This is a genomic window from Kitasatospora sp. NPDC088160, assembly GCF_044741445.1.
GTDB lineage: Bacteria > Actinomycetota > Actinomycetes > Streptomycetales > Streptomycetaceae > Kitasatospora.
On sequence record NZ_JBIUSS010000005.1, the window covers coordinates 176,536 to 195,719 of the forward strand.

Sequence of the window (19,184 nt, forward strand, 5' to 3'; positions counted from 1 at the left end):
ACGCTGGCCAACCACACTGGCGCACCGCCCGGACCGGACGAGACCGTCAGTACGGGAGCAGAACCGTGGTGTCGAGGGTGAAGCCGAACGGCTCGGGGATGTGGATGACCTCCCCGAAATCGGCGTCTTCCCTCATCCGATAGCGACCGGCCTCGGGCTCCCTGAAGAGCGTGACGGTCTTCTGCGCGGCGTCCACCAAGAGGTAGAGCGGGATCTGCATCAGCGGGTAGTCACGGAGCTTGCCGACCCAGTCGTTCTCCGGGTTCGACGGCGAGACGATCTCGACTGCGATGAGAGCCAGCTCGGCCGGAACCCTGTTCTCCGTGGTCGTCATGGCGTCTTCGGGGAGATACGTGAGGTCTGGGTTTCGCAGCTTCGACACCTGAGGAGAGGTCAGGTCCATGTTTCCCGTGGAGAGGTATCCAGCCGGAGCACGGGCCTCGAACTGTCGGCGGACAACGGAGAGGTTCCGCTCGTGGATGGCCGAGGGCGACGCCTGCATGATGACGATGTCACCAGAGAACTCGATCTTGAAGTTCGCCGGGGCGGACCTGCGGAACTCCTCGATCAGGGCGAGGTGCTCAGGGTTCATCTGTCCTCCTGGGGTATGGCCCAGCACCACGCTACCGGCTGATGAGGAGACGCTGCCCCAGGACAGCCTCTTCGGTGTCAAGGGACAGCGCCATCGTCAGACCCTCGTCAGTCGGCCAGCGGGAGGTAGACCTTGTTGCCCTGGGCCTTGAACTCCTCGGACATGGCCTTCATGCCCTCGACGGCTTCCTCGTCGTACTCGGGCGAGGCCGCACCGTTGCCGAACTTCTCATTGATGCTTTTGCTGATCTTCATCGAGCAGAACTTCGGGCCGCACATGGAGCAGAAGTGGGCCGTCTTGGCGGGTTCGGCGGGGAGGGTCTCGTCGTGGAAGGCGCGGGCGGTCTCCGGGTCGAGGGCCAGGTTGAACTGGTCCTCCCAGCGGAACTCGAAGCGGGCATCGGAGAGGGCGTCGTCCCAGTCCTGGGCGCCGGGGTGGCCCTTGGCGAGGTCGGCGGCGTGGGCGGCGATCTTGTAGGTGATCACGCCGGTCTTGACGTCGTCGCGGTTGGGCAGGCCCAAGTGCTCCTTGGGCGTGACGTAGCAGAGCATCGCGGTGCCCCACCAGGCGATCATCGCGGCGCCGATGCCCGAGGTGATGTGGTCGTAGCCGGGGGCGACGTCGGTGGTGAGCGGGCCGAGGGTGTAGAACGGCGCCTCGTCGCAGATCTCCTTCTGGAGATCCATGTTCTCCTTGATCTTGTGCATCGGGACGTGGCCCGGGCCCTCGATCATCACCTGGACGTCGCGCTCGCGGGCGATCCGGCCGAGTTCGCCGAGGGTCTGCAGTTCGGCGAACTGCGCCTCGTCGTTGGCGTCCGCGATGGAGCCGGGGCGCAGGCCGTCGCCGAGCGAGAAGGTGACGTCGTAGCGCGCGAGGATGTCGCAGAGTTCCTCGAAGTTGGTGTAGAGGAAGTTCTCCTGGTGGTGCGCCAGGCACCAGGCGGCCATGATCGAGCCGCCGCGCGAGACGATGCCGGTCTTGCGGCGGGCGGTCAGCGGGACGTACCGGAGCAGGACGCCGGCGTGGACGGTCATGTAGTCGACGCCCTGCTCGCACTGCTCGACGACGGTGTCCCGGTACACCTCCCAGCTCAGGTCCTCGGCCTTGCCGTCGACCTTCTCCAGGGCCTGGTAGAGCGGCACGGTGCCGATCGGCACGGGGGAGTTGCGCAGGATCCACTCGCGGGTGGTGTGGATGTTGCGGCCGGTGGAGAGGTCCATGACGGTGTCGGCGCCCCAACGGGTGGCCCAGGTCATCTTCTCCACCTCCTCCTCGATCGAGGAGGTGACGGCGGAGTTGCCGATGTTGGCGTTGATCTTCACCAGGAAGTTGGTGCCGATGATCGCCGGCTCCACCTCGGGGTGGTTCACGTTGACCGGGATGACGGCCCGGCCGCGGGCCACCTCGGCCCGCACGTACTCGGGGGCGAGGCCCTCGCGCAGCGCCACGAACTCCATCTCGGGGGTGACCACGCCCCGCTTGGCGTAGGCGAGTTGGGTGACGGCGGCACCGCCGCGGCCGCGCAGCGGGCGACGCGGGCGGCCCGGGAAGACGGCGTCCAGGTTGCGCAGGTTTCCGCCGCGCGGCGAGGTGTGCTTGATCCCGTCGTCCTCGGGGCGCGCCTCGCGGCCGTCGTACTCCTCGACGTCGCCGCGCTGGCGGATCCAGGCGTCGCGCAGGGCGGGCAGGCCGCGCCGCACGTCGGGTTCGTAGGCCTGGTCGGTGTACGGGCCGGAGGTGTCGTACAGCGGGACGGTCCTGCCGTTGGTGAGCTGCACCTCGCGGTACGGGACCCGCAGGTCGGGCCGGGACCCTTCGCGGTAGGCCTTGCGCCAGGCCGGGGTGGGGTAGCCGGTGCCGGCGCTGGTGACGGTGGCGGTGACGGTGGCCGTGGCGGTGGCGGTGGCGGTGGCGGTGGCGGCCTCGGTGCTGCCGGCCTCGGTGCCGCTGTTCCCGGTGCTGCGGGCAGGCTGCGGCTGTGCTTCGAACGTGGTCATCTGACCTCATACTCCCTACGCCGGCATTACCCGGTCAGGTTCCTGCGGTCGACGCAGCCGTCGGTCCGTCCGTCGACGTCCCGGTCAGCGCCCTCTCAGCCCGGTGCTCCGAGCTCCCGCGTCGGCAGGCGGTGTTGCCTGCACATGACGCCCAACACCGTAGCGAGCCGATCGCCGCAGGTCCAGCACGCCTCCGGCCGGCCGGACCCCGCGCCAGGAACGCCGAAGGCCCGGCCCCCTGGACGGGGGCCGGGCCTCGGGCGGTTGCTCAGCCCTTGGCGGCCTTCTTCACCAGGACCACCACGGCGGCGGCGATGCCGGCGACGACCAGCACCTTGATCATGATGCTCAGCAGGGCGCCGACGACACCGAAGACGAATCCCACGATGTTCCAGAGCAGCACCAGGACCAGCACCGGGATGACGATGTTCCGCACCCAGGAGGGCAGCGACTTCCAGAGCTCAGCCATGACCGTTCCTTCTCTCCCCGTGGGGTCGGCTGCCGTCCGGTGCCGCATCCCGCTTGCTTTCGGTACTTCGATCGTACGGGGACACGAGTGCCGGAACGAGGCCCGTCGGCCCGGAGAGAACCCCTAGATCACCCCGACCCGGGGCCCCGGGGAGACCCGGGTGCGGACCTCGGGGACGACCCCCGGCAAGGGCCCCGCACCCCCTGCGACCAGCGGTCAGACCGGCCAGCGCTCGCCGCGCCAGGCGGCGTCCCAGAACATCCACTCGTAGCGCGAGGTGGTCGTGAAGTGCTCGACGACCCGGCGCCGTTCGGCCGGGGAGATCTCCTCGCCGAGGCGGTCGGTGAGCGCCAGCACCCGGCGGACGACGGACTGGAACGCCTCGTCGCCGTAGGTGGCGATCCACTTGGCGTACAGCGGGTCGGGGGAGCCCTGGGCGAGCAGCGCCTCGCCGACCCGGGCGTAGATCCAGTAGCAGGGCAGCACCGCGCCGACGGCCTCGGCGAAGGAGCCGCCGTAGACGGTGGCCAGCAGGTAGCTGGTGTAGGCCCGGGTGGTGGGCAGCACCGGTTCGGCGGCGGCCTGCTCGGCGCTGCCGCCGAAGGCGGTCAGGAACTCGGCGTGCATGCCCTGTTCCGCGGCCAGCGCGCCGACCGCGTCGTCGGCGAAGGCCCGCACGTCCTCCTCGCCGGGCGCCTTGGCGGCGCAGACGGCGAGCGCGCGGGCGTAGTCGCGCAGGTAGTGCGAGTCCTGGACGACGAAGTGGCGGAAGGCCGCACGCGGCAGGGTGCCGTCGGTGAGGCCACCGATGAAGGGGTGGGCGAGGATCTCGGCGTACACCGGCTCGATGGCCGCCCAGAGTTCTTCCGTCAGGCTCTTGCTCATGCCCAGGACCCTAGACGGTCGGTCCGCGGGCGGTCAGCCCTCGGGCGGGGAGAACACCACCAGGACCCGCAGCTCCTCGGTGACGTGGTGGAAGCGGTGCGGGGTGCCGGCCGGGACGTAGACGACGGTGCCGCGCCCGACCGTGGCGGTCTCGGCGCCGACGGTCAGTTCGGCGCGACCGCTGATCACCTGGTAGATCTCGTCCTGGTCGTGCGCGGTCTGCGGGTCGGTGTCGCCGGGGGAGAGCGCGTAGAGCCCGGCGGACATCCGCGGTTCGCACAGGAAGCGCAGGTACGCGCCGTCGTTCGCCGCGCGTTCGACGTCCAGTTCGTCCAACCGGAACAGCTTCACCGCTACTCCCCTCCTTCGTCCATCCACCGTGCGGGCCAGGGGCATTCAACACCACGGGCACCGGACCGGGGGCGCCAGGATGTCCGGCGGGAGCGCCAACATGTCCGAGGAGAGCTTCCCCCGGGACGGCGGGGCCTGCCAGGCTTGGGCGTCATGAAGGGTTTCCTCATCAAGACAGTGATCAACGCGGTGGCCATCTGGGTCGCCGCCTGGATCGTCAACGGTATCCAACTCGCGAGCGGCAAGGCCGACCTGGGCCACAAGGCCCTGACGGTGGTCGCCGTCGCCCTGGTCTTCGGCCTGGTCAACTTCCTGATCAAGCCGCTGGTCAAGCTGTTCTCGTTCCCGCTGTTCATCCTCACCCTGGGGCTGATCACCTTCGTGATCAACGCCCTGATGCTGTGGCTGACCTCCTGGGCCGCGGGGAAGCTGCACCTGGACTTCAACGTCACGGGCTTCGTGCCGGCGCTGCTCGGCTCGCTGATCATCAGCCTGGTCTCGTGGGGGCTGCACCTGGCCCTGGACGACGACTGACCTCGGCCGTGGCCGGGCACCGACTGGCCGAACCCGACCCGGCCGGTCACGAGGCGGCCGGACACCATCAGGCCGAACACCGTCAGGCCGACACGAGAGGGGCCCGCGCCCGGGTGGTTCACCCGGCGCGGGCCCCTTCGTCGGTGGCAGCGGCGCGGCCACCGCTCACCCCGCGTTCTCACATCCCCGGAGGATGTCCGCGAGCTCGGCGTCGAGTTCCTGCCCGGTGATCTCCTGGCCCATCGGCACCAGCCGGTCGGTGCGTGCCAGGAAGGCGACCAGCGGCGGCGCCGAGGCCCGCAGCAGGGCGTCCCCCTCGGGGGAGTGCAGCACGATGCAGACCTCGGTGAGCTCCTCGCCGACCGGGTGGATGTGCACGTCGCCCTCGCCGGAGGGCCGGCTGATGCCGTCGAGCAGCAGCTCGCGCGCGAACACCCAGGTGACGGGTTCGTCGCCGGGCAGGTGGAAGGTGAACCGGACGGCGTACGGGTCGTCGGGCTCGTACTCCAGGTCCACCACGATGCGGAAGGAGAGCTCGTGCGAGACCACGAGGTTCATCACCAGGTGTCCCTGGACTGTGCTGTGCTGCATGGCGCCAGTACCTCTCGTGGGGCCGGCCGGGTGGGCCGTGGGGTGGGGGGGGTGGGGGCAGGGCTGGGGGGCTTCGGGCGCGGGGCCTGGATCGTCAATTGCTGGGTGCGGGGCGCTTTCTGACGGTTTTGTGCAACCAATCCCCGTTAGGTCACCATCGTCCATGTTTGGGGACGTAGTGGACAAGGTGTGCTTTTTCAAATGGTGAACGAACGGGATCCGTGCCGGCGCGAGGAGCGTCAGAGGACGAACGACGGGCCCATCGCGCCCACGCTGCGCCGCAGTTGGCCGGCGACGACGGTCAGCCGGTCGGCCTGTTCGACGGGCAACGAGAGGGCCATGGTGGCGACCATCGGCCCGACGGTGATGGGGACGGCCGCGCAGACGGTGCCGAGCGCGTACTCCTGACGTTCCAGGACGGGCATGGTCGGTCGCAGGGAGGCGAGCCGGCGCAGGACGGCGGCCTCGCCGGTGACGGTGGAGGGGGTGAGCCCGACCGGCGGGTGGCGGGCGAGGTGGTCACGGCGCTCCTCCTCGGACAGTTGGCCGAGCAGGCACTGGCCGATGGCGTGCGCGTGGCCGGTGGCGCGGAGGTCGGCCCAGGGCTGGACGGCGGGGCGGCCGGGGTCGTCGGCGACGTCCACCACGTGGATCTCGCCGTCCCGGTAGAGCGCGAAGTAGACGGGGGCCCCGAGTTCGTCCCGTAACCGCTGCATCCGCGTGCGCAGGTCGTGCCGGTCGGACTGCCGGTCGTCGGCCCGGCCTATGCCGTTGACCGACTCCCCGTAGAAGAACCGGCCGTCGGAGCGCCGGAGGTAGCCCTCGTGGGTGAGGGTGCGCAGCAGGTGGTAGGCGGTGCCGAGCGGCAGTCCGGCGGCGCGGGCCAGTTGTTTGGCGGTGGCGCCCTGCCGGAATCCCCCGACGGCCTCCAGCAGCCGCAGCGCCCGCTGGACGGAGCCGATCAGGGTGGGGCCGCGGCCCTTGCCCGGCGAGGTGGACGGCGAGGTGGACGGCGGCGGGCTGCCGGGCGGCGAGGTGGGCGTCGGCGACCTGGTGACGCGCCCGGTGCGGACCGTCCTGGACGGCTCTGCGATCTGATCCATGGCCACGTCCATCCCCCAGCCCGAGTCAATGCACAGAAAGGGCATCCGGAGCGAAGCCCTCCGATCTGCCCGATAGTGGCTCATTGCAGCACAGGGATGACCTCCCTGCAATCACTCTTACACCGATCACTCGGCAAAATCCTTCGATTCGAAGGCGAGAATCAGAATCGACCAATATTTGGAAGATCAGTTCAAGATTCACCTTCGCTATCCAAGATCTATCCGCAGTTACTCCCCGCCCCCGAACGGACGCACCGGTTCGGGCGGGTTTCGGCCGGACCGTCCCGCGGGAGACTCCCGCACAACGCTCCAGCCCCGGAGGTCGCCATGGGCCCCGACAACCGAACCCCGCCGCCCCGCCCGGTGGTGAAGCGCACCGCGCGGGCGATCCTGCTGGAGCTCGACCCGGACGACCCGTACGGCCCGGCCTCGATCGTGCTGATCCGGCGGGTCCGGCCCGGCGCGCCCCAGCCGTACTGGATCACTCCCGGCGGCGGGGTCGAGCGCGGCGACCGCACCGTGGTCGAGGCGCTGCACCGCGAGGTGGACGAGGAACTCGGCGGCAAGATCGTCGACGTGGTGCCCGCCTTCGTCGACACCATCAGCCACACGCACCATGACGACGGCACCCTGCTCCACCCGCACGGGGTCAAGGTGCAGCACTTCTTCGCCTGCCGGCTCGCCTCGATGGACCTCAGCCGGCGGCACGGCCCCGAGGTGGACGAGCCCAACGGCGAGTACCAGGTGGTCCGGCTGCCGTTCACCCGCGAGGGGGTGACCTCCGTCAACGTCGTCCCGCCCCGGCTGCGGGCGTACCTGGCGGCCAACATCGAGGGCGTCCGCGCGCTGCTCGCCCCGGACCTCGGCTGACCGGCTGAGCCGCCGACCCGCTGACCAGCTGACCCGCCGACCCGCTGGCCACTCCCGATCCCGGCTGATTCTCCCGCCGGGGCCACCCGATCACCCCGCCGCCCGATCACCCCGCCGCCCGATCACCCCGCCGCGAGGTCGCCCACCAGGTCGTGCCGGATCCGCTCGGCCGCCACGCCCGAGCGCAGCAGCACCCCGACGCCCCGGCGGACCATCGCGGGCGGCCCGCTGAGGAACGCCTCCCGCCCGGCCCACGGCCCGAACCGGCCCACCACCTCGGGGAGTTCGCCGGTCAGCGCACCCTCGGCCGACCCGGTGCCGGAGAGCACCGGCCGCACCGTGAGCCACGGCAGCCGCCGGGCCAACTCGTCCAGCCCGTCCAGCTCGTACAGGTCGGCGGCGCGGCGGGCCCCGTAGAACACGTCGACGGCGCCGACCGGCGTGCCGCGCTCGGCCACCTCCTCGACCAGCGCGCGGATCGGCGCGATGCCGGTACCGCCGCCGAGGCAGAGCAGGTCCGCGCCGGCGACGTGGTCGGCGGTCATCGTGCCGGCCGCCGGGCCCAGCCGCAGGACGTCCCCGGGCGCGGCCCGGTGGACGAGCGCGTTGCTCACCCAGCCCGCCTGGACGGCCTTCACGTGGAAGGTCAGCAGCCCGTCCGGCCGGGGGGCCGAGGCGAACGAGAAGTGCCGCCAGACCCGCGGCCACCAGGGCGTCTCCAGACTGGTGTACTGCCCGGCCCGGTACGGGTACGCCTGGTCCGGCCGGACGGTGATCACCGCGACGTCCCGGGTGCGGCGCTCGTGCCGGACCACCTCGCCCTGCCACCAGGGCGGCGAGGTGCGGGCGGCGTCCTCGGCGGCCTCGATCATGATCGAGGAGACCAGCCGGTAGACCCTGCGCCAGGCCAGCTCGGTCTCGGCGTCCCACCGGCTGCCCGCGTACCTGGCCAGCGCCTGTACCAGGCACTCGCCGACCGGGCCGTAGTGGCCGGTCAGCGTGCCGTACCGGCGGTGGCCGCGACCGAGCGCGCCGAGGTGGACGCGCAGGCCGGCCGGGTCGTCGGCGGCGCGGGCGGCGGCCAGCAGCGCGCGGAACAGGCGGTCCCGCTGGACGTCCATGGCGGCCGGGAAGAGCGCCCGGACCTCGGGGTGGTGCAGGAAGATCAGCGCGTAGAAGTGCGCGGTGGCGCGGTCGGCGACCGGCTCGACGACCGCCAGGCTGGCCCGGATCAGCTCGACGTCCCGTACGGTGAGCGGCTGTTCGACGGGGGAGGCGCTGCGGTCGGGAGCGCTGCGGTCGGGAGCGGGCAGCGGGGCCGACAGTTGGGCCGGACGGCCCTCGGCGGGCTCCTGCACGGCCCAAGCCCTGGTCCAACTGTCGCCGGGGCCCGCCCAGTTGAGGCCGGGAGCGTCGGTGAACAGCGGCCGGAACGCGGGGGCGGCAGACGGCACGGCGGGCGACTCGGCCGGCGGCTCCGGGTAGTTGGGCGCGGGGACGGCCGGCGGCCGCACCGGCGGAGCGGGCACCGCCGGGAGGACGGCTGTCGGCGCCTCGGCCGGGATCTGCGGCGGGAGGTCCGGCGGGTCCAGCGGCATCGGCGGCCGTTCGGGCCCCGCCCCGGCCGCCCTCGCGGCTGTCACCCCGGCCGCCATCCCGGCCGCCGTCACCTCGGCCGTCACGTGCGCCATCGTGTCCGCCGCCGCGTCCGCCGGGAGCTCCGGCAGGCCCGGGACGGAGGCGGCACCCGCCGAGCCGTGCCCGGTGCGGACCAGAAGTGTTCTGCGGGACTTCACCGCAACGTTTCGAGTACCCAAGAGAATCGTTTCGCCTCCGGCCGCCCTGCGCCACCACCTGGCTTGTCTCTGCTGACGCCTAGGCAGCGTGGCACGCCCGAACTGCTCATCCGACAAATCACGCGAAGCCCGGACACCCGGGCCCGGGACGCGCTACTCTCCCTCGATTCGCGCCCCGTCGCCCTGGGTGCGGAGCACGCCACCCAGGGCGACCGAGTCGTGCTCAGAGCTGCCGCAGCAGCGTCCCCGGCCGCTCCACGCAGTCCGCGACGAACCGCAGGAAACCGCCCGCCGTCCCGCCGTCGCAGACCCGGTGGTCGAAGGTGAACGACAGCTGCACGACCTCGCGCACCGCCAACTCCCCCTCGTGCACCCAGGGTTTGGCGACGATCCGGCCGACCCCGAGCATCGCCGCCTCGGGGTGGTTCAGGATCGGGGTGGAGCCGTCCACGCCGAACACCCCGTAGTTGTTCAACGTGAAGGTGCCACCGGTCAGTTCGGCCGGGGTGAGCGAGCCGTCGCGCGCCGCCTCGGTCAACCGGCCCAACTCCTCGCCGAGTTGCTCGGTGGTGCGGGCGTGGGCGTCCCGCACCACCGGGACGACCAGACCTCGCTCGCCCTGCGCGGCGAAGCCCAGGTGCACCGCCGAGTGTCGGATGATGCCCGAACCGTCCTCCGTCATACTGGAGTTGAGCTCCGGGAAACGGGCCAGCGCGACCGTGCAGATCCGGGCGAGCAGCGCCAGCACGCTCACCTTCGGGCCCGGGGTAGCATTCAACTGCCGCCGCATCACCATCAGTTCGGTGGCATCGGTGTCCACCCAGCAGGTCACTGCGGGGATCTCCCGGTGGCTGCGGCTGAGCTTCTCGGCCACCGCCTTGCGCAGCCCGCGCAGCGGGACGACGCCCTCCCGCGCCACCGGCGCCGGAGCCGTCGGTGCCGCCGCCTTCGCCGCGACCGCCCGTTCGACGTCCGCGCGCATGATCAGCCCGTCCGGGCCGCTGCCGGAGAGCGCGGCCAGATCGACCCCCTGTTCCCGGGCCAGCCGCCGCACCAGCGGCGAGATCACCGGCACCACGCCCGGAACGGTCCGCACCACCAGCGCGGGAGCCGGAACAACAACCGGAACAGCAGCAGGAACAGGAGCCGGATCAACAGCAGCAACAACAGCAGGAACAGCAGCCGCACCCCCCACCCGGCGCCGCCGCCCGCCCTTCCCCGGCTCGGCGACCCCGTACCCGACCAGCGGCCGCTCCACCTCCGCCGCCGCCTCGACCAGCATCCCGGCCGCCGCCTCGGCCAGCAGCGAAGCCCCTTCCGCCGGAGCCACCGCGACCGTCACCAGCGGCGCGCCCACGGCGATCTCCTCGCCCTCCTCGCCGTACCGGGCGGTGACCACCCCGCCGTACGGGCAGGGCACCTCCACCACGGCCTTGGCGGTCTCCACCTCCACCACCGGCTGGTCGACCGCGATCACCTCGCCGACCTCGACCAGCCACCGCACCACCTCGGCCCCGGTGAGTCCCTCACCGAGGTCGGGCAGCCGGAACTCGCGCACGACGGGCATCATCCTCGGTCCTCCCACTGCAACCGGGCGACCGCGTCCAGGATCCGGTCCACCCCGGGCAGGTGGTGGTGCTCCAGCATCGGCGGCGGGTACGGGATGTCGAAGCCGGTCACCCGCAGCACGGGCGCGGCCAGGTGGTGGAAGCAGCGCTCGGTGACCCGGGCCGCGATCTCCGCGCCGGTGCCGCCGAAGCCGCTCGCCTCGTGCACCACCACGGCCCGGCCGAGCGAGCGCACCACCCGGCAGACCGTCTCGTCGTCGAACGGAACCAGGGTGCGCAGGTCCAGCACCGCGAGGTCCCAGCCCTCGGCCTTCGCCGTCTCGGCCGCCTCCAGGCAGACCGGCAGCGAGGGCCCGTAGGTGATCAGCACGGCGGAGGTGCCGGGCCGCCGCAGCACGGCCCGGCCGATCGGCTCGACCGGCGCGGCCGGGTCGAACCCGTCCTTGCCCCAGTAGAGCCGCTTGGGCTCCAGGAAGACCACCGGGTCGTCGGAGGCGATCGAGGCCCGCAGCAGCCCGTACGCGTCGGCGACCGTCGCCGGGGTGACCACGTGCAGGCCGGGGGTGGCCGCGTAGTACGCCTCGGAGGCGTCGCTGTGGTGCTCGACCCCGCCGATGCCACCGCCGTACGGGATGCGGACGGTGATCGGCAGCGGGAGCCGGCCGGCCGTGCGGTTGCGCATCTTGGCGACGTGCGAGAACAGCTGCTCCAGCGCCGGGTAGGCGAAGGCGTCGAACTGCATCTCGACGACCGGGCGCAGCCCGTACATCGCCATGCCGATCGCGGTGCCGAGGATGCCGGCCTCGGCCAGCGGGGTGTCCAGGCAGCGGTCGGGGCCGAACTCGGCGGTCAGCCCGTCGGTGATCCGGAAGACGCCGCCGAGCGCGCCGACGTCCTCGCCGAGCACGTGCACCGCGGGGTCCTCGCGCAGGGCGTCGCGCAGCGCCGCGTTGAGCGCCTGCGCCATGCTCGCCGTACGGGTCGGTGTGGCCGTCTGGTTCATCAGTGCTGCACCTCGGCCTCGGCGGCCAGCTCGGCGGACAACTGGGCGGCCTGTTCCCGCAGTTGCGGGGTCGGCTCGGCGAAGACATGGGTGAACAGGGCCATCGGGTCCAGCTCGGGGTCGGCGTGGAACTCGGCCCGCATCCGGGCCGCCAGCGCCTCCGCCTCGTCGGCCGCCGACTGCACCAGCGCGTCGTCCAGGACGCCGAGTTCGCGCAGCGAGCGGTCCATCAGCAGGATCGGGTCGTACTCCCGCCAGGCGGCCACCTCCGGGTCGGTGCGGTAACGGGTGGCGTCGTCGGCGTTGGTGTGCGCCTCGACCCGGTAGGTGAGCGCCTCGACCAGGGTCGGGCCGCCGCCGGTCCTGGCCCGCTCGACCGCCTCGGTCAGGACGCCGTGCACGGCGGGCGCGTCGTTGCCGTCCACCAGCCGGCCCGGCATGCCGTAGCCGACGGCCTTGTGGGCGAGGGTGGGCGCGGCGGACTGCGCGCTGAGCGGGACGGATATCGCGTAGCCGTTGTTCTGCACCAGGAAGACCACCGGCGCCTGGAGCACCGCGGCGAAGTTCAGCGCCTCGTGGAAGTCGCCCTCGCTGGTGCCGCCGTCGCCGAGCATGGCCAGCGCGACCACCGGCTCGCCGGCCAGCCGGGCGGCGTGCGCCAGCCCGACGGCGTGCGGGGCCTGGGTGGCGAGCGGGGTGCAGAGCGGGGCGGTGCGGGTGGCGCGCGGGTCGTAGCCGGTGTGGGCGGTGCCGCGCAGCAGGGTCAGCGCCTCCAGCGGGTCGACGCCCCGGGAGACCACCGCGAGGGTGTCGCGGTAGCTGGGGAACAGCCAGTCGGCCTCGCCGAGCACCAGCGCGGCGGCGACCTGGCAGGCCTCCTGGCCGGTGGACGCCGGGTAGACGGCCAGCCGGCCCTGCTTGGTCAGGGTGGTGGCCTGCTGGTTGAAGCGGCGGCCGACCACCAGGCGGCGGTACAGCTCGCGCAGCAGTGCGGGGTCGTACTTCTCCAGCGCGGGGGTGCCGAGCACCCGGACCGGTGAGGCGTCCGGGAGCAGGGGGGCCGGGTCGGTCCGCGGGGCGGTGGCCCCGGGGGTCCAGCCGGGCACCGCCGTGTGGTGTCTGTGCTCGAGAACGGTCATCTCGGGGCACCTCCTGGGGTGGCGGGGGCTCCCTACCGATTGTTCGGTCGTCTGTTCATCTTGACCAGAAGCGTGACAAGGTGGTGGACATTCGGCCTGAGCGGCGGTCGACTGGTGGCAGTGCGTCCAATCGGCGAGGGTGGGGGGTCATGTCGGCTGAACAGATGTCCAGACTCGACCGGGTCGACCGTTCGATCCTGCGGCTGCTGCAGCAGGACGGCCGCGCCTCGATCCGCTCGGTGGCCGAGCGGGTGCACGTGTCCCGGGCGAACGCCTACGCCCGGATATCCAGGATGGTCGAGGACGGCATCATTCGCGGCTTCACCGCCCGCGTCGACCACGAACGGGCAGGTCAGGGCGCGTCCGCGTACATCACCCTGAAGATCGTCCAGAACTCCTGGCGCACGGTCCGGGAGCAGCTGCTGGAGCTCCCCGGGGTCGCCCACATCGCCCTGGTCGGCGGAGACTTCGACGTCCTGCTGCTGGTGCACACCGCGGACAACCACGCGCTGCGGGAGCTGGTGCTGGGCAGCATCCAGTCCATCCCCCAGGTGCTCGGCACCCGGACCATGCTGATCTTCGAGGAGACCGACCAGGTCCCCCCGGACTGACCAGGTCCCCCGGACCGACCGGCAGGCCCCGGCCACCGGCCGGCGGCGGCTACCGCGCGCGCAGCCCGTCGAAGGCCAGGTGGACGACCGCGTCCGCGAGGCCGTCGGTGCCCTTGAGGCCCGGCCGGTACCACTCCACGATCGAGTTGATCATCCCGAACAGCAGCCGGGTGGCCAGCCGCGGCTCGACGTCCGCGCGCAGCGCACCGTCCGCGACCGCCGCCCGCAGCAGCTCGGCGACCTGGTGGTCGAACTCCCGGCGCCGCTCCAGCGCCCACTGCTCGGTGACCGTGTTCCCGCGCACCCGCAGCAGCAGCGTCACGTACGGCAGTTCCGCGAGCAGCACCTCGGCGGTGCGGCGCACCACGTGCTCCAGCCGCTCCACCGCCGGGCCCCGCACCGCCGCCGGCTCGGCCAGGATCGCGAACAGCCCGTCCAGCGCCCGCCCGACGGCCAGCCGCAGCAGCTCCTCCTTGCCCCGGACGTGGTGGTAGATGGACGACTTGGAGATCCCGGCCGCCCGGGACAGGTCCTCCATCGAGGTGCCGTCGTAGCCGCGCTCGTTGAACACGTCGACGGTCACCGCGAGCAGTGACTCCACGGTGTAGGCGGTACGCGTGCTGTGATCGGCCATCCTCCGAGTATCCCCGGCCGCCCCGCGCCGTACGCGGTCGGGTCCGGTCGGGTCCGGTCGGGTCCGCGGCAGCGCACTGGTCCACACCAGGCCCCGATGCGCAGGCCCTAGACTCGGCGGACGATCGTCCACGTCCAGCAGGGTGGGGTCCAGTCCGAATGAACGCAATACCGGCCGTCGCCTCCGACGTGCCCGAGCAGCGCAGCGATGATCCGGAGGGCGTGCCCGGCGGCGGCTGGCGGGAAGGCGCCCGCGCCCTGGTGGTCCGGTTCGGGCCGGCGGTGTGGTGCTACGCGGTGCTGAAACTGATCGGCTTCACCGTCTTCATGAAGCTGCTCTCCTTCTCCGGGGACTACCTCAAGAAGCCGGCCCGGTTCGGCGGCGGCGCCAACCCCTGGGACGTGCTGGCCACCTGGGACGGCTGGTGGTACCAGCAGGTGGCCCAGTTCGGCTACCACCCGGCGCTGGTCACGATCCCCAACGGCCCGGTCGGCTTCTCCGTCGAGCAGAACTCCGCCGCGTTCTTCCCGCTCTACCCGGGCCTGATGCGGATGACCTCGGACGTCACCGGCCTCGGCCTGTACGGCGCCGGGATGCTGGTGTCGGTGGTGGCCTCGCTGTTCGCCGCCGCCGGGATCTACGCCGTGGTGGACCGGATGGCCGGCCCCAGGGCGGGCGTGATCGCGGCCGGGATCTGGGCGATCGCCCCGGGCTCGGGCGCCGAGTGGGCGGTCTACTCGGACTCCACCTTCGTCGCACTGGCCGCCTGGGCCTGCTACTGCGTGATGACCAAGCAGTGGGTCGCCGCCGGGGTGATCACCCTGGTCACCGGGCTCAACCGGCCGACCGCCGCGGCGCTGATAGGCGCGGTCGGCCTGGCCGCGCTGGTGGAGCTGTACCGGCGCGAGAACGGCGTCCTGCGCCCGCTGACCGCGATGCTGCTGGCCCCGGTCGGCCTGCTCGGCTACGTGGCCTGGGTGGGCTGGCGGATGGGCGAGTGGGGCGGCTACTTCCGGCTCCAGCACGACGCCTGGCTGCACTACTTCGACTGGGGCCAGGGCACCTGGCACGCGATCCGCGGCGTGCTGCTCGGCCGCAACGACTACCCGTTCGCGTTCCCGGTGCCGGACCTCTTCGCCACCCTGATCGTGCTCACCCTGCCGGTGCTGATCGTGCTGCTGATCCGGCTGCGCCCGCCGCTGGTGCTGACCGCCTACACGCTGGCCACGATCGTCTCGGTGCTGGGGAGCCTCGGCATCTTCGGCAACGTCTCGCGCTACCTGCTGCCGGCGTTCCCGCTGCTGATCGCGCTCGCGGTGGCGATGCGCAAGCTCAGTTGGCCGGTGCTGGCCGCGGTGCTGGGTTTCGGCGCGGTCGCCTCCGGCTGGTACGCGGGGTACGTCATCTTCGAGCTGGGCGTGCCGTAGGCCCTGCCCCGCACCGGCCCGCGGGGGCGCGTCCGCCACGGACGCGTCCCCGCGCGCTTTCCGGCCACCGCCCCGCGCGTCTTCCCGGATTCCGTCCCCTGCACCCTCTTGAGCCGACCGATCGTTCGGTTACCCTGTGACGTGTCCCGTCCTCCCTCCTGAGGAGCGCACAGATGTCCGCAGCGGTCACCCACCCCCTCGTCGGCGAGCTGGTCGAGCGCCACCAGGCCACCCTGGACGCCGCCCTCGACGCCGCCGCCAAGCGCGACTACTGGTCGCCCTACCCCGAGTTCCCGAAGGCGTACGGCGAGAGCGGCCCGGCGGACGGCAAGGCCGCCTTCGACGCCCTGCTCGGCCAGCCGTTCACCCTCGACGGCCACCCCGCCGACGGCGACCTGGTCGGCGGCGAGGCCTCCCCGTACGGCATCGAGCTGGGCATCGGCTACCCGCACGCCGAGCCGGACGCGCTGATCGCCGCGCTGAGCGCCGCCCGGCCCGGCTGGGCCGCCGCCACCCCGCTGGAGCGCGCCGCCGTCTGCCTGGAGATCCTGCACCGGATCAACGCCCGCTCCCACGAGTTCGGCCAGGCCGTCATGCACACCACCGGCCAGGCCTACGGCATGGCCTTCCAGGCCGGCGGCCCGCACGCCCAGGACCGCGGCCTGGAGGCGGTCACCTACGCCTACGCCGAGCAGACCCGGCTGCCCCGCCGGGCCGGCTGGACCAAGCCCCAGGGCAAGCGCGAACCGCTGGTGATGACCAAGGAGTTCACCGTCGTCCCGCGCGGCCTCGCGCTGCTGGTCGGCTGCAACACCTTCCCCACCTGGAACGGCTACCCCGGCCTGTTCGCCTCGCTGGCCACCGGCAACCCGGTGCTGGTCAAGCCGCACCCGCGCGCCGTGCTGCCGCTCGCGCTGACCGTCCGGACCGCCCGCGAGGTGCTCGCCGAGGCCGGCTACGACCCCAACCTGGTCTGCCTGGCCGTCGAGCACGAGGGCGGCACCGTCGCCCAGACCCTCGCCGTCCGCCCCGAGATCCGGCTGATCGACTACACCGGCTCCACCGCCTTCGGCGACTGGCTGGAGGAGCACGCCAAGCAGGCCGAGGTGTACACCGAGAAGGCCGGCGTCAACGCGGTCGTCATCGACTCCACCGACGACTACAAGGGCATGCTCGGCAACCTGGCCTTCGCCCTCTCGCTCTACAGCGGCCAGATGTGCACCACCCCGCAGAACCTGCTGATCCCGCGCGGCGGCATCGCCACCGACCAGGGCGACAAGTCCTACGACCAGGTCGTCGCCGACCTCGCCGCCGCCATCGACGGCCTGCTCTCCGACGACGCCCGCGCCGCCGCCATCCTCGGCGCCGTGGTCAACCCGGGCGTGCTGCAGCGCTCGGCCGCCGCGGCCGGCGGCGAGTACGGCGAGCTCGCCCTCGCCCCGCGCGCGGTGACCTCGCCGGACTTCCCCGGCGCGACCGTCCGCACCCCCGCGCTGGTCAAGCTGGACGCCGACAAGCCGGACGACCGCGCGGTCTTCCGCACCGAGTGCTTCGGCCCGGTCTCCTTCGCCGTCGCCGTCGAGTCCACCCCCGCCGCCGTCGAGCTGCTGCGCACCACGGTCCGCGACAAGGGCGCCATGACGGCCTCCGGCTACACCACCTCGCCCGAGGTGGAGGGCCTGCTGGTGGCGGCCGCGCTCGACGCCGGCGTCTCGCTCTCGCTCAACCTGACCGGCGGCGTCTACCCCAACCAGACCGCCGCCTTCTCCGACCTGCACGGCACCGGCGCCAACCCGGCCGCCAACTCGGCCTACTGCGACGGCGCGTTCGTCGCCAACCGGTTCCGCACCGTGGAGGTCCGCCGGCACGGCTGAGCGCCGTCCCGGCCCCGTCCGATCCGCTCCGGGCCCCGGCGGTCACCCACCGCCGGGGCCCGGCGGTTCACAGCTCCCCGCGGGCCCGGGATGATGGAGTCTGGGAGAACGCCGGACACGGCGTCCAACCGCCCTCCGAACACCGGGAGCTGACACATGACCGCGAAGCCGACGACCGCCACCGACATCCTGATCGTCGGTGCCGGACCGACCGGACTGCTACTGGCCGGCGACCTCGCCGCGGCCGGGGTCGGCGTCACCGTCCTGGAGAAGCGCGGCGCCGAGTCCAACCTGACCCGGGCCTTCGCCGTGCACGCCCGCACTCTGGAGCTCCTGGACGCCCGCGGCCTCGCCGACGACCTCATCGCCACCGGCCGCCCGGTCACCGGCCTGAGGATGTTCGACCGCTTCGGCATCGACCTGAGCTCGCTGCCCACCCGCTTCCCGTTCGTCCTGATCACGCCGCAGTACCACGTCGAACGGCTGCTCCAGGACCGCGCCGAGCAGGCCGGCGCGACCATCCTGCGCGGCGCCGAGGTCACCGCCCTGCGCCAGGACGCCGAGGGCGTCACCCTGGAGACCCGCGACGGGAACGCCTTCACCGCCCGGTACGCGGTCGGCACCGACGGCGTCCGCTCCACCGTGCGCGACCTGCTCGGCATCCCGTTCCCCGGCGAGTCCGTGGTCGACTCCGTGATGCTCGCCGACGTCCGGCTGGAGCGCGAGCCCGCCGACACCATCACCGTCGGCGCCAACGAGACCGGCTTCTCCTTCCTCGCCCCCTTCGGCGACGGCTGGTACCGGCTGATCGCCTGGGACCGCAAGGAGCGGCAGCCCGACGGCACCACCCCCTCGCCGGAGCGCCTCGCCGCCATCGCCCGGACCACCCTCGGCGAGGACTACGGCCTGCACGACGTCCGCTGGAGCTCCACCTTCCACAGCGACGAGCGCCAGGCCCCCAACTACCGCTCCGGCCGGGTCTTCCTGGCCGGCGACGCCGCGCACTGTCACTCCCCGGCCGGCGGCCAGGGCATGAACACCGGTCTCCAGGACGCCGCCAACCTGTCCTGGAAGCTCGCCGCCGCCCTCCAGGGCCACGCCACCGACGCCCTGCTCGACACCTACCAGGGCGAACGGCACCCGGTCGGCCGGACGGTGCTGCGCACCTCCGGCGCGCTGATCCGGCTCGCCCTCGCCGAGTCCGCCCCCACCCGCGCCCTGCGCGGGGCGCTCACCACGCTCGGCGGCCACCTCGACCCGGTCACCGAGCGCGGCGCCCGGATGGTCTCCGGCATCGACATCTCCTACCCGGCCCCGAAGGACGCCCACCCGCAGGTCGGCAAGCGCGTCCCGGACCTGCGGCTGACGGCGCTGCGCAAGCCCGTCGAGGGCGCCCCGGCCGCCCCCGAGCGGCTCTACGAGGCGCTGCGCGAGGGGAAGTTCGTCCTGGTCAGCAACGACGAACTGGCCGCCGCCGAACCCTGGGCGGACCGCATGGTCACCGCCGCCCCGGCCGACCCGCACGGCAAGCTGCGCGACACCGTCCTGCTGATCCGCCCGGACGGCTATGCCGCCTGGGGCGCCGTCGACCCCGGTCAGGGCGAGCTCCGCACCGCCCTGACCGCCTGGCTCGGCACCCCCTGACCCCCGCCGGACCCTCCCGGCCCGCCCTCAGCCCCTTCCGGTCCACCGTCGGGGAAGCCGTCAGAGCAGCCGCCGGGCCGTGCCGTTCACATA

Annotated in this window: 18 protein-coding genes and 1 riboswitch; of the genes, 6 read left to right on the forward strand and 12 right to left on the reverse strand. The window is 72.6% G+C overall.

Going from position 1 to position 19,184, the window contains the following annotated elements:
• Positions 1-46: 46 nt before the first annotated feature.
• The 5 genes from ACIOGZ_RS09605 to ACIOGZ_RS09625 form a co-directional block, all read right to left on the reverse strand.
• On the reverse strand, positions 47-592 hold the full coding sequence (locus tag ACIOGZ_RS09605) for a Uma2 family endonuclease (RefSeq protein WP_363581590.1): 546 nt from the start codon (positions 590-592) through the stop codon (positions 47-49).
• A 107-nt stretch (positions 593-699) separates the two neighbouring features.
• Positions 700-2,592, reverse strand: a complete 1,893-nt coding sequence (thiC, locus tag ACIOGZ_RS09610; RefSeq protein WP_400985488.1) for a phosphomethylpyrimidine synthase ThiC — start codon at positions 2,590-2,592, stop codon at positions 700-702.
• Positions 2,588-2,722, reverse strand: a riboswitch (TPP riboswitch). It overlaps the preceding gene by 5 nt.
• A gap of 138 nt (positions 2,723-2,860) precedes the next feature.
• The gene (locus ACIOGZ_RS09615) at positions 2,861-3,061 is read right to left on the reverse strand and encodes a DUF5326 family protein (RefSeq protein ID WP_063348421.1); all 201 of its coding nucleotides are present in this window, start codon (positions 3,059-3,061) and stop codon (positions 2,861-2,863) included.
• A gap of 216 nt (positions 3,062-3,277) precedes the next feature.
• On the reverse strand, positions 3,278-3,946 hold the full coding sequence (gene tenA / locus ACIOGZ_RS09620) for a thiaminase II (protein ID WP_063348422.1): 669 nt from the start codon (positions 3,944-3,946) through the stop codon (positions 3,278-3,280).
• 33 nt (positions 3,947-3,979) lie between these two features.
• Positions 3,980-4,297, reverse strand: coding sequence for a cupin domain-containing protein (locus ACIOGZ_RS09625; RefSeq protein ID WP_363581594.1), 318 nt, complete (start codon positions 4,295-4,297; stop codon positions 3,980-3,982).
• 153 nt (positions 4,298-4,450) lie between these two features.
• On the opposite strand from ACIOGZ_RS09625, the gene ACIOGZ_RS09630 reads away from it, so the two are divergent.
• Positions 4,451-4,831, forward strand: coding sequence for a phage holin family protein (locus tag ACIOGZ_RS09630; RefSeq protein WP_363581596.1), 381 nt, complete (start codon positions 4,451-4,453; stop codon positions 4,829-4,831).
• A gap of 165 nt (positions 4,832-4,996) precedes the next feature.
• Here the strand turns inward: ACIOGZ_RS09630 and ACIOGZ_RS09635 are convergent, their stop codons facing one another.
• Together ACIOGZ_RS09635 and ACIOGZ_RS09640 are read right to left on the reverse strand one after the other, a co-directional pair.
• On the reverse strand, positions 4,997-5,422 hold the full coding sequence (locus ACIOGZ_RS09635; protein ID WP_363581598.1) for an SsgA family sporulation/cell division regulator: 426 nt from the start codon (positions 5,420-5,422) through the stop codon (positions 4,997-4,999).
• A 239-nt stretch (positions 5,423-5,661) separates the two neighbouring features.
• The gene (locus ACIOGZ_RS09640) at positions 5,662-6,525 is read right to left on the reverse strand and encodes a helix-turn-helix domain-containing protein (protein WP_363628020.1); all 864 of its coding nucleotides are present in this window, start codon (positions 6,523-6,525) and stop codon (positions 5,662-5,664) included.
• A 327-nt stretch (positions 6,526-6,852) separates the two neighbouring features.
• Here ACIOGZ_RS09640 and ACIOGZ_RS09645 point away from each other — a divergent pair, with 327 nt between their 5' ends.
• Entirely contained in the window at positions 6,853-7,395 is a 543-nt protein-coding gene (locus ACIOGZ_RS09645; protein WP_363581602.1) for an NUDIX domain-containing protein, read from the forward strand.
• A gap of 122 nt (positions 7,396-7,517) precedes the next feature.
• On the opposite strand, the gene ACIOGZ_RS09650 is transcribed toward ACIOGZ_RS09645, so the two are convergent.
• The 4 genes from ACIOGZ_RS09650 to pdhA all read right to left on the reverse strand — a co-directional run bounded on the left by ACIOGZ_RS09650 (position 7,518) and on the right by pdhA (position 12,901).
• The gene (locus tag ACIOGZ_RS09650) at positions 7,518-9,191 is read right to left on the reverse strand and encodes a globin domain-containing protein (RefSeq protein ID WP_400985490.1); all 1,674 of its coding nucleotides are present in this window, start codon (positions 9,189-9,191) and stop codon (positions 7,518-7,520) included.
• Positions 9,192-9,414: 223 nt separating this feature from the next.
• Positions 9,415-10,758 carry a dihydrolipoamide acetyltransferase family protein gene (locus ACIOGZ_RS09655; RefSeq protein WP_400804585.1) on the reverse strand — a complete coding sequence of 448 codons (1,344 nt, stop codon included), beginning with the start codon at positions 10,756-10,758 and terminating at the stop codon, positions 9,415-9,417.
• Positions 10,758-11,762, reverse strand: a complete 1,005-nt coding sequence (locus ACIOGZ_RS09660) for an alpha-ketoacid dehydrogenase subunit beta (protein ID WP_350876812.1) — start codon at positions 11,760-11,762, stop codon at positions 10,758-10,760. Before ACIOGZ_RS09660 ends, ACIOGZ_RS09655 begins: the two co-directional genes overlap by 1 nt.
• Positions 11,762-12,901: a pyruvate dehydrogenase (acetyl-transferring) E1 component subunit alpha gene (gene pdhA / locus ACIOGZ_RS09665; protein WP_400985492.1), complete on the reverse strand. Its 1,140-nt coding sequence runs from the start codon at positions 12,899-12,901 to the stop codon at positions 11,762-11,764. The genes ACIOGZ_RS09660 and pdhA overlap by 1 nt, the downstream gene beginning before the upstream one ends.
• 164 nt (positions 12,902-13,065) lie before the next feature.
• On the opposite strand from pdhA, the gene ACIOGZ_RS09670 reads away from it, so the two are divergent.
• Complete coding sequence (locus ACIOGZ_RS09670) at positions 13,066-13,512, forward strand: Lrp/AsnC family transcriptional regulator (protein WP_363581606.1); 447 nt, start codon at positions 13,066-13,068, stop codon at positions 13,510-13,512.
• 49 nt (positions 13,513-13,561) lie between these two features.
• On the opposite strand, the gene ACIOGZ_RS09675 is transcribed toward ACIOGZ_RS09670, so the two are convergent.
• Entirely contained in the window at positions 13,562-14,146 is a 585-nt protein-coding gene (locus ACIOGZ_RS09675; protein WP_363581608.1) for a TetR/AcrR family transcriptional regulator, read from the reverse strand.
• A gap of 158 nt (positions 14,147-14,304) precedes the next feature.
• Here ACIOGZ_RS09675 and ACIOGZ_RS09680 point away from each other — a divergent pair, with 158 nt between their 5' ends.
• From ACIOGZ_RS09680 to ACIOGZ_RS09690, 3 genes are all read left to right on the forward strand, one after another.
• Entirely contained in the window at positions 14,305-15,573 is a 1,269-nt protein-coding gene (locus ACIOGZ_RS09680) for a hypothetical protein (RefSeq protein WP_400985494.1), read from the forward strand.
• Positions 15,574-15,746: 173 nt separating this feature from the next.
• Positions 15,747-17,447 carry a phenylacetic acid degradation protein PaaN gene (paaN, locus tag ACIOGZ_RS09685; protein WP_363626233.1) on the forward strand — a complete coding sequence of 567 codons (1,701 nt, stop codon included), beginning with the start codon at positions 15,747-15,749 and terminating at the stop codon, positions 17,445-17,447.
• A gap of 156 nt (positions 17,448-17,603) precedes the next feature.
• On the forward strand, positions 17,604-19,091 hold the full coding sequence (locus ACIOGZ_RS09690) for an FAD-dependent monooxygenase (protein ID WP_400804346.1): 1,488 nt from the start codon (positions 17,604-17,606) through the stop codon (positions 19,089-19,091).
• Positions 19,092-19,184: the final 93 nt, after the last annotated feature.